8 protein-coding genes and 1 pseudogene are annotated in these 9,639 nt (G+C 68.6%); 5 read left to right on the top strand and 4 right to left on the bottom strand.

Annotated elements, in window-relative coordinates; translation table 11 throughout:
- The first annotated feature begins 267 nt into the window (after positions 1 to 267).
- Both VB716_RS16080 and VB716_RS16075 read left to right on the top strand, forming a co-directional pair.
- The gene (locus tag VB716_RS16080) at positions 268 to 1,917 is read left to right on the top strand and encodes an AarF/ABC1/UbiB kinase family protein (protein WP_323271010.1); all 1,650 of its coding nucleotides are present in this window, start codon (positions 268 to 270) and stop codon (positions 1,915 to 1,917) included.
- A gap of 93 nt (positions 1,918 to 2,010) precedes the next feature.
- Positions 2,011 to 2,511, top strand: coding sequence for a hypothetical protein (locus VB716_RS16075; RefSeq protein WP_323271012.1), 501 nt, complete (start codon positions 2,011 to 2,013; stop codon positions 2,509 to 2,511).
- 99 nt (positions 2,512 to 2,610) lie between these two features.
- Here VB716_RS16075 and VB716_RS16070 read toward each other — a convergent pair whose 3' ends face one another.
- The gene (locus VB716_RS16070) at positions 2,611 to 3,600 is read right to left on the bottom strand and encodes an RpoD/SigA family RNA polymerase sigma factor (protein WP_197153971.1); all 990 of its coding nucleotides are present in this window, start codon (positions 3,598 to 3,600) and stop codon (positions 2,611 to 2,613) included.
- Between the two features lie 109 nt (positions 3,601 to 3,709).
- On the opposite strand from VB716_RS16070, the gene VB716_RS16065 reads away from it, so the two are divergent.
- A complete protein-coding gene (locus tag VB716_RS16065) occupies positions 3,710 to 4,435 on the top strand; it encodes a pseudouridine synthase (protein WP_323271008.1) in 726 nt (241 codons plus the stop codon).
- On the top strand, positions 4,432 to 5,433 hold the full coding sequence (locus VB716_RS16060) for a helix-turn-helix domain-containing protein (RefSeq protein WP_323271007.1): 1,002 nt from the start codon (positions 4,432 to 4,434) through the stop codon (positions 5,431 to 5,433). The genes VB716_RS16065 and VB716_RS16060 overlap by 4 nt, the downstream gene beginning before the upstream one ends.
- Here the strand turns inward: VB716_RS16060 and malQ are convergent.
- Positions 5,391 to 6,974: a 4-alpha-glucanotransferase gene (gene malQ, locus VB716_RS16055; protein WP_323271005.1), complete on the bottom strand. Its 1,584-nt coding sequence runs from the start codon at positions 6,972 to 6,974 to the stop codon at positions 5,391 to 5,393. The two genes, VB716_RS16060 and malQ, sit on opposite strands and share 43 nt — an antisense overlap.
- Positions 6,971 to 8,206: a Coenzyme F420 hydrogenase/dehydrogenase, beta subunit C-terminal domain gene (locus VB716_RS16050; RefSeq protein WP_322757442.1), complete on the bottom strand. Its 1,236-nt coding sequence runs from the start codon at positions 8,204 to 8,206 to the stop codon at positions 6,971 to 6,973. The genes malQ and VB716_RS16050 overlap by 4 nt, the downstream gene beginning before the upstream one ends.
- A 117-nt stretch (positions 8,207 to 8,323) precedes the next feature.
- Here VB716_RS16050 and VB716_RS16045 point away from each other — a divergent pair, with 117 nt between their 5' ends.
- The gene (locus VB716_RS16045) at positions 8,324 to 9,379 is read left to right on the top strand and encodes an LCP family protein (RefSeq protein WP_323271003.1); all 1,056 of its coding nucleotides are present in this window, start codon (positions 8,324 to 8,326) and stop codon (positions 9,377 to 9,379) included.
- 11 nt (positions 9,380 to 9,390) lie between these two features.
- On the opposite strand, the pseudogene VB716_RS16040 reads toward VB716_RS16045, so the two are convergent.
- A pseudogene (locus VB716_RS16040) lies at positions 9,391 to 9,639 on the bottom strand (hypothetical protein); the annotation flags it as partial.

Genomic DNA, 9,639 nt, shown 5'->3' with positions numbered 1-9,639 from the left:
TGGCGCAGCTCCGGAGCCAGGCCCCGGCCGCGGCCATGGGCCGGCAGATGCAAGGCCAGTTCGCCGCGACCCGCCCGCAGGGCCGCCAGCAGCGGTGCCGCCGGACTGGACTGCGGTCGGAACCAGGGCAGGTCGGGAAGCAGGGTCACTGGATCGCAGGTCCCTGGGCAGACATTCCTAGAGTTTCCTCTTCCCAAGGGCCAAGACCCAGGAGCCGCCGCCATCACTGCGTCCTTTGCCCAGACCCAGGCTCCCGTCGAGGAGCTGGTGCCCTCTTACGACGCCAGCGCTGACCGCCGCTGGCTGCTGCGTCGCCCCTGGCTGCTGATCGCCCGGCTGGTGGTGGTGCTGAGCCAGCTGGGTGGCCTGGCCCTGGTGCTGGTCGTGCAGGGCAACAGCCGCGATCGGGCTGTGCAGCAGCGTCTGGCCCGGCGCATTCTCACCACCCTCACCAACCTGGGCCCCTGCTTCATCAAGGTGGGCCAGGCGCTCTCCACCCGTCCCGACCTGGTGCGGCGCGACTGGCTGGAGCAGCTCACCCAGCTGCAGGACAACCTTCCCCCCTTCGATCACGAGACCGCCCTGGCGCTGATCGAGGCCGAGCTGGGCGCTCCGGTGGAACAGCTGTTCGAGGAGTTCCCCCATTACCCCATGGCCGCGGCCAGCCTCGGCCAGGTGTACAGGGCCCGGCTGGCCGATGGCCACTGGGTGGCTGTGAAGGTGCAGCGACCCAACCTTCCTTACATCCTGCGCCGCGATCTGGCGATCATCCGACTGCTTGGCGTGGCGGCAGCCCCGATCCTGCCGCTCAACCTCGGCTTCGGATTGGCTGAGATCATCGATGAATTCGGCCGCACCCTGTTTGAAGAGATCGACTACCACTGCGAGGCTGATAATGCCGAGCGATTCGCTGCTCTGTTCGCTGACCACCCGGAGGTGATCGTTCCGCGGGTGTACCGGCAGCTCTCCAGCCGTCATGTGCTCACGACCCAGTGGATCAATGGGGTGAAGCTTCAGAACCGGCAGGAGCTGGAGGCGCGCCATCTCGATCCCGCCGCCCTGATCCGCACCGGCGTGATTTCCGGCCTGCAGCAACTGCTCGAGTTCGGCTATTTCCACGCCGATCCCCATCCGGGCAATCTGTTTGCGCTGCCTGGCAAGACCGGAGCCATGGGCCATATGGCCTATGTGGATTTCGGCATGATGGACTCGATCAGTGATGCCGATCGCCTCACCCTCACCGGTGCGGTGGTGCACCTGATCAACCGTGACTTCGCCGCCCTGGCCCAGGACTTCATCGATCTCGGCTTCCTCAATCCCAATGCCGACCTGACCCCGATCCTGCCGGCACTGGAGGAGGTGCTGGGCGGGGCACTGGGCGAAAATGTGGGCAGCTTCAACTTCAAGGCGATCACGGATCGCTTCTCGGAGCTGATGTTCGACTACCCCTTCCGCGTGCCGGCCCGCTTCGCCCTGATCATCCGTGCCGTGGTGAGCCAGGAAGGTCTGGCGCTGCGGCTGGACCCCAGCTTCAAGATCATCCGGGTCGCCTATCCCTACGTCGCCCGGCGCCTGCTGGCGGGGGACACCGCCGAGATGCGCGAGAAGCTGCTGGAGGTGATCTTCGATCGCGATGGCCGCCTGCGCATCGAGCGGCTCGAAAATCTGCTGCAGGTGGTGGAAGGGGATCAGACCAGCCCGGATCTGCTGCCGGTGGCCACCGATGGCCTGCGGCTCCTGCTCGGTCCTGGCGGCAGCAGCCTGCGCCAGCGTCTGCTGCTCACCCTGGTGCGGAACGACCGGCTCCACACCGAAGACCTGCGGGCCCTGCTGGGCCTGATGCGCCGCACCTTCTCGGCCCGCAAGCTGGCCAGCGGGGTGCTCGCCCGGTTCAATCCCCTGGCCGCCGCAGCCTGATCAGACCCAGTTCTAGGGTCGCGGCACCGTCCGACCGATTCCGTGAGCTTCCTCGCCAGCGGCCCATCCTCTCTCTGTTCTGCCGTTGCGGTGCTGGGCGGCAGCTTCGGTTCGCCGAGTGGCGCCCCAGATCCGGCCCCGGTGAATCTGTCGGAAGCGGCTCTGGATGCCGCCAGTGGCCTGTTCGGCGACCTCGATGCCGATGACATCTTCCTGGAGTACGCCACCCTGGTGCAGCCTCCGTACCTGCTGGCGGGTGCCGGTCTGGCGATCGCGGTGCTGTGCGGGCTCACCTTCGCCCGGCTTGTGCAGAATCGCCTTGATGGCTGGAAGCAGGACCGCCTCAAACTCCTGCCGCTGGGCCAGTGGGAAATCACGCTGCCGTACACCGGCCTGGTGATCGGCGTGACCCTGTTCATCGGCGGCAGCCTGCAGGTGTTCGGATTCTCCTCCGGTGCCGCCCTTTTGGTGTCGTTCGTGCTGTCGATGCTGACGGCGGGAGCCCTGTGGGTGCAGTTGGAGCGCCTGATGGAACAGGTGGAGAACGGCAGCTTCAAAGCCGTGGACTTTGACAACTTCGACCAGTTTTTCTGAGTCGGGATTGTTCTCCATTCACTTTTCTGAAATCCAGTTCTTCGAAGATCTGTTCTTTGAGGTCCAGTGCTTCGACATCCAGCTGGTCTGAGGAATCGATCAGGCCACCAGGTATCCCTGCAGCAGCTCGGAGCGGGAACGGATCCCCTCCAGAGCGCGCCGCTCGATGTTGCGGGTTTTGTCGCGGCTCATGCCGAGGGTCTTGGCGATCAGGGTGAGGCTCATCGGCTCGTTGCCGTCGATGCCGAACCGCATCTTCAACACCCGTCCCTGCAGTTCCGGCAACTGCTCCAGCAGGGAGCTCAGATCGCCGCGCAGGCACTCGCCATCGACCAGCTCCTCGGGCAGCACGCCATCGCCGGCCAGCAGGTCGAGCAGTTCGGTGTCCTCACTGTCGCCCACCTTGGTTTCCAGGCTGACCGGCTGGCGGGCCCGGCAGAGCAGCTCCTTGACCTCGTCTTCCGGCAGTTCGACAAACACCGCCAGCTCGGTGACGGTGGGGGTGCGGCCCAGCTCCTGGCTGAGCTCCCGTTGCCCCTTCTTGAGCTTGTTGAGGGTCTCGGTGATGTGGATCGGCAGGCGGATCGTGCGGCTCTTTTCGGCGATCGCCCGGGTGATCCCCTGGCGGATCCACCAGTAGGCGTAGGTGGAGAACTTGTAGCCGCGGGTGGGATCGAATTTCTCCACGCCCCGCACCAGGCCGATCGTGCCCTCCTGGATCAGATCCAGCAGTTCCATGTTCCGCTTGGTGTACTTCTTCGCCACACTCACCACCAGCCGCAGGTTGGCGGCCACCATCCGCTCCTTGGCGCGGCGGCCGTTGGCGAGCCGGCGCTTGAGCAGGGCCACCGTGAGACTGGCTTCAACGGCCAGCTGCTCCTCACTGGGCGGCTGGCCGCCGCAACGCAGGGTGAGTTCCTCGCGGAGTTCTTCGAGGGCCATCAGCTCCTGGACCTGACGGCCGAGGGTGATCTCCTGCTCGTGGGTGAGCAGTGGTACCCGGCCGATGTCGCGCAGGTAGGAGCGCACCAGATCGCCGTGGGGCCCCGTGGCGGAGCCGGCGGTGGCAACCAGGGAGAGGGAAGGCATGGGGTGGCGGAGTTAGGAAACTTGCCTGTTTCGTAAACCTACCATCAAATTCCGGAATCGTTCCGCCTTGCGCGCAGGACAATGGGCGCAGGGCCGCTCACCCCTTGCCATGGCCGCCGAACGGTTGCAGAAACTGATCGCCGCCGCTGGTCTGGGGTCGCGCCGCCGGGCCGAAGACTGGCTGCGCCAGGGTCGCGTGCGGGTCAATGGCGTCGTGGCGGAGCTGGGCGAGCGGGCTGACCCGCAGCTGGACCGGGTCGAGCTGGATGGCCATCGTCTTGGCGAGCGGCTGCCGGCGCGGGTTCTGCTGCTCAACAAACCCGTGGGGGTGCTCTGCAGTTGTCACGATCCCCACGGGCGCACCACCGTGATGGACCTGCTGCCCCTGGCCTGGCGTCAAGGCGATGGCCTGCATCCGGTGGGCCGTCTCGATGCCGACAGCCGCGGCGCCCTGCTGCTCAGCAACGACGGCAGCTTCACCCTGCGGCTCACCCACCCCCGTTATGGCCACCGCAAGACCTATCGGGTGCGGGTGGCCGGACGCCCGGATGCCGCGACCCTGCGCCGCTGGCAGGCCGGGGTTCCGCTCGACGGACGGCCCAGCGCGCCGGTGGGGCTGCGGGTGCTGCGCCAGGGCCGCGAGAGCTGCCTTCTGGAGCTCGAGATGCGTGAGGGGCGCAACCGCCAGATCCGCCGGACCGGCGAACGCCTCGGCCATCCCGTGCTGGATCTCCAACGCACGGCGATCGGTGATCTCACACTCGGTGATCTGGCGGAAGGCCAGTGGCGCGAGCTCGACCCACAAGAATGGGAAGCTCTGGTCGCGTCTGCGTGAACCTCCGCCCCGGTAAGCCCTCGACGCGCTCCGTGCCGCGGCGCCTGTTGGGCTGGCTCCGGCGTTCCCGGCCCGAATCCCCGACCGGCGGTCCCAGCGGGGTCGAACAGGATCCGCTGCTGCTGGCCGGACGGCAGCTGCGGGAGCAGCGCGAGGCCCGCGGCCTCAACCTGCGGGAACTCGCCCAGGAAACCCGCATCAGCACCCCTGTGCTGGAGGCGCTCGAGCGCGGCTGGCGTGACCGCCTGCCGGAGGTGACCTACCTACGCACCATGCTGCCGCTGATTGAGCGATACCTGGCACTCCCCCCCGGGAGTCTCGATGCGGCCCTGCCTGCGCCGGTGAACGAGGCCCGGCCTTCCAGTCGCCGGATGCTGCTGCAGCGCTTCACCCCCGGCTCGATCGATGTCTTCACCACCTGGCAGGGCACGGTGCTCTACGGCCTGCTCACCCTGGGCCTGGTGTACGCGGTGAACCTGCAGCAGCAGCGCCTCGCCGCCGAGGGGTTGCTGAGCTCGCGGCCGATTTCCCCCCTGCCCCGTTCCGAACAGGTGCGGACCCAGGATCCAGCCGCGCAGCTGCTGGCGATTCATCCGGAGTTGCGTCCCCTGACGCTCACGGCCAGAGGTCAGGGGCTCCCCCAGCTGCGGCGGGAGCTGGCCAAGGGAAGCCCGGAGACGCTCGGGGTGCTGAGCCTGGAGCTGGCCGCCCCCAGCCAGGTGGAGATCACCCCCTCCCAGGGAGGAAACACGCGTCTGGAGGGCGTGAACGGCACGCTCAGCCTGCCGATCCTGCCGCCGTTCGAGCTGCGGATCGAACCGGCCGCCGCGGCACGGGCGGTGCGCTGGAACGGGGCGCCGCTGCCCCCCCTGGCTGGCAATCCCGCTGGCCGCTTCCGCTACCCGGCCGTGATCGCCGCCCCCCCGGCCCCGAAACGACCGGAGACTCCCGTCGCTCAGCCCGCTCCTCCCGGACCCACCGGCGAGGAGCGTCCGTAGCGATCCGCCAGCCGGCCGAAACCGAGCAGCGGACCTTTCAGGTCACTGATCGATCGATTCAGGCGCCAGCACCAGTTCCCACCGGTGGTTCCAGGGGTGTTGAAGCGGGCCCGGTCGTCCAGTTCCAGCAGGTCCTGCAAGGGCACCACCACCAGTTCGGCCTCGGTGGCCAGGGCTGCCTCCAGCAGTTGCCAGCCCGGCGCTGTCACGTCAGCGCCGACAACCGCGCGGACCCGGTCGCGGCCGCCCTGATCGAGCCCATCCCACCAGCTGCGGCTGGTGGCGTTGTCGTGGGTGCCGGTGTACACCACCCAGCGGTTGCCGCGGTAGTTGGCCGGCAGGTAGGGATTGTCCGCGTTGCCATCGAAGGCGAACTGGAGGATCTTCATGCCGGGCAGGGCGAAGCTGTCGCGCAGCGCCTCCACCGCTGGCGTGATCACCCCCAGGTCCTCGGCGATCAGGGGCAGCCGGCCATCGGGGAGCAACCCGCCGCGCCGCCAGCAGTCGAGCCAGAGCAGCGCCAGCAGGGGCCAGCCTGGGGAGGGCTGCCAGGTGCCGTTCTGGGCGGTGGTGTCGCTGCCGGGGATGCTCCAGTAGGCCTGCAGGGCCCGGAAGTGATCCAGCCTCAGCCGGTCGAACAGCTGAAGCTGGCGACCCAGGCGCCGCAGCCACCAGCGGAACCCCCCCAGCCAGTGGGCGCTCCAGCGGTACACCGGGGTGCCCCAGAGCTGGCCGGTGGCGGAGAAGTAGTCGGGCGGAACACCGCTCTGCTGGGCGAGGCTGCCGTCGAACTGGAGGGAGAACAGGGAGCGGTGACGCCAGACATCGGCGCTGTCGTGGGCCACATAGAAGGGCAGATCACCGATCAGCTGCACGCCGCGGCGGTGGGCATGGCGCTGCAGCCCATCCCACTGACGCTGCAGATGCCACTGCAGCAACCCCTCTTCCAGCAGGGCTGGGCCGTGTTGTTGATCGAGGGTCCGCAGGGCACGGCTGTGGCGGCGGGCCAGGGGGCCGGGCCAGTTCCACCAGGGCTGGCCCTCCTGCAGCCGCCGCAGCACCATGAAACGGCAGTGGTCCCGCAGCCAGGAACGCTGCTGCCGGCGCCAGCGGCCAAAGCGCTGTTTCTGGTCCAGCGGCTGGCTGGCCCAGCGCTGGACCAGCAGACGACCCAGGGCCGCCGCCCGGGCTGGGGCCAGGCTCAGGTCGAGCGGTGCCGGCCCGGGAGCTCCAGCGGAGCTCTCAGCCATCGGCTCGGAGCCATCGCTCGGCAGGGCCTCCAGATCGCCAGGCTCGAGAAAGCCCTGGGTCACCAGATCGTCTGCATCCAGCAGCCAGGGATTGAGGGCCGACCCGCTGGGGGAGCTGTAGGGGGAGCCGGTGCCGTCGGTGGGGGCCAGGGGCAGTAGTTGCCAGGCAGCGATGCCCTGATCGGCCAGGAGGTCGATCAGGGCATGGGCGTGCGAACCGAAGGTGCCGCACACCGGCGTGCCCGGCAGGGCAGTGGGATGCAGCAGCACCCCGCAGAGGCGGTCACTCATGGAGAGGGGATGCGGTAGCGCTCAACGATCCGACGGGCGAAGGCGGGGATATGACGCTCCGCCATCTCCGGGTGATGGCGCCGCAGCCACAGGGCATTGCGGGTGAAGTGGGAATCAATCGAGAAGCGGCCGTACTCCAGACCCTGCGGGCCCACCCGCTGCACCAGGAAACCGACCAGTTCGGCCAGCCAACGAGGCAGTTTCAGGGCCTTGTCGTAGGCGTCGATGCCCTGCTGCACGGCGGCACGCCGATCACCGCGGCTGGTGACGGGAGCGGTGTCCAGCTCGGGCTCCACCAGATCCAGCAGCACCTGCCCCCTGGGGTTGCGCACCGTGATCCACTGGCGGCCGAAGCTGGCCCCCATGTACCCCACCACCAGATCGGCACCGGCATTGGTGTAGTCGAAGCAACTCAGACAACTGGGGGCGAAGACATCCTTGAGCTTCGGGGTGTCCAGCCCGAAGAACGGAACGGTCTCCTCGCTGCCGTCGCTGTGGCGGAAGTGGATGCGGAAGTCCTGCATGAACTCGTAGTGCACCACCGTCGCGGGAGAGCGGCTGGCGCTTTCGAGGAAGGTCTGCAGGCCTTCGCGACTGACGTTGTCGACGCAGGGCAGCCCCAGCACGTAGAGCTCGTCGAGAGGCAAGGTCGACTGCACGGCCCGCAGGGCCTGGATCTGACAGCCCACGCCGATGGCCAGCAACCTCTGGATGCCGCTGCCGGGCAGCTGCTCCAGCACTTCAAGGTTGGGCGAGAGGGTGGGCTTGTTGACCCGGGCCGCCAGCACCTGCTCGGCGGTGCGGGCCAGTACCGGCACGGGGGTGAAGCGATCGTCAGGGCTCTGGCCCACGCAGAGCACGGCATCGACAAGACCGGTCTCCAGGGCTCGCACGCCGATCCGGCTGACGATGCCGGTCCACTGGGCTCCGGCGATCGGCTGCTGCAGCCGGGCCGAAAGCATCCGCTGCTGCACGCCGAAGTAGAGCTCGTCCTCGTCATCGAGCCGGCGGCTGCGACCGTGGGCGGACGCCTCCATGGTCTCGAAGTTCTGGCTCAGAAAGGCGCAGGCGCGGCGCACGTAGGACACCCAGCGGGTGTCGCAGAGGCCGCACTGACTGCAGAGGTCCTTGGCTGGATAGACGCTGCCCTTGGCCAGGGGGCGGGACCGCTCGTGCGGTGGCGTGGCGGAGCCCGCGGTGGCGCCGGACGGCGTGCTGGAGGCTGCGGTCAAGGAAGGGGGGTGGGCTGACTCCACGGCCCACAACCTATCGGCCACCCGGCCCAGCGGGGCAAATCCCCGGGCTGAGCCAGAGTGGGGGCCACCAGCCCTGCGGGCACCATGCCCCCCATGCGGGACACCGACCCTTCCACCTCCAGCTCCTCAGCGGAACATTCCGCCGCGCCGCGGGTCCGCCCCGTCGGCAAGGGCCATCGCTGGCGAGCCCTGGGCCGTGTCGTCATCGCCCTCGCCGGCGCTGGTCTCGGCATCTCCGTGCTGGGCTGGATCTGGCCCGTTCAGGACTCCCGCAGCCCCGACGACCGCCCCAGCACAGCAAGCGATCTGGCCGAGCCACCACGCCGGCCGATCACGTTGCTGGTGGTGGGGCTGGATTCCGATCGCCTGCCTGGCTCACCCCAGACCCCGCAAGCCACCAGCGCGTCGCCCGCTCAGGACACCGCCGCGAAGGACAACGCCACCGCCGCCAAGCCTGCCCCGAGCCCCAACAGCGACGCGCTGCTGCTGGTGCGGGTCGATCCGGAAGGTCCTCTGCAGGTGCTCGGCCTGCCCACTGAACTGGCCGTGAATCTGCCTGGTCAGAAACGTCCCCAGGCTCTGGGCAGCCTCTACCGCACGGGCGGGGTCGCCCTGACCGGCGATGCGGTGCGCGAACTGCTGAAGCTGGAGCCCGGCGAGCCGGACCGCTATCTGGTGCTCTCCCGCGCCGGACTGCGCAGCCTGGTGGATGCCCTGGGCCGGCTGGAGGTCAATCCACCCCGCAAGATGCTCTACGAAGACAAGGCGCAGGGCTACCGCATTGATCTGCAGAGCGGTCTGCAGCAACTCGACGGTGCCCAGGTGGAGCAGTTGCTGCGCTACCGCGATCCCAGCATCGGCGAGCTCAGTCGCCGCCAGCAGCAGGAGCTGGTGGTGCTCGCCCTGATTGAGAGCCTGGCTCAGCCGGCCCGCTTGGCCAATCTGCCGGACCTGGTGCAGAAGCTGCGCAGCGAGGTGGACACGAACCTCGAGCCCAGCGAGACCCTCAGCCTGCTGGCCGCTGGTCTGGCCCGCCCTGGGGAGGTGCGCTTCCTGTCGCTGCCGCTGGGGCCGGCCAAACCGACATACGGCGGCCTGCGGCAGCTCGAGACCAAAGCCCCCCTGCCGCCCTGGAAGACGAAGACCTGAGCGGTCCAGGCTCAGTCCAGCTCAGCCTGTAGCTGCAGCCAGCGAGCCTCCAGGCTGAGCCGCATGGCGTCCATGCCCTGTTCGGTCCACTCCTGCTCGGCGGCCTCCGACAAGACCGCTTCAGGCCGCCCAGCCTCCGGTAGCCAGCCGATCCAGGGCAGTCCGTCACTCCGGCGCCGGGCTGGCTCCCAGGGGCCACCGCCCTGGATCAGGCCGAGCAGGGGCACCTGCCACTGCCGCAGCAGGGCTGTGGTGGCCGC

The organism is Synechococcus sp. CCY9201 (assembly GCF_034931105.1).
Classification (GTDB): domain Bacteria; phylum Cyanobacteriota; class Cyanobacteriia; order PCC-6307; family Cyanobiaceae; genus CBW1002.
The sequence above is the reverse complement of the archived record's forward strand: the minus strand, read 5'-3'. Positions and strand labels throughout refer to the sequence as shown.

Coding starts and splice junctions, on each gene's coding strand:
- VB716_RS16070 (WP_197153971.1), bottom strand. CDS start 3,600: ATGCCTTCCCTCTCCCTGGTTGCCACCGCCGGCTCCGCCACGGGGCCC.
- VB716_RS16065 (WP_323271008.1), top strand. CDS start 3,710: ATGGCCGCCGAACGGTTGCAGAAACTGATCGCCGCCGCTGGTCTGGGG.
- malQ (WP_323271005.1), bottom strand. CDS start 6,974: ATGAGTGACCGCCTCTGCGGGGTGCTGCTGCATCCCACTGCCCTGCCG.
- VB716_RS16045 (WP_323271003.1), top strand. CDS start 8,324: ATGCGGGACACCGACCCTTCCACCTCCAGCTCCTCAGCGGAACATTCC.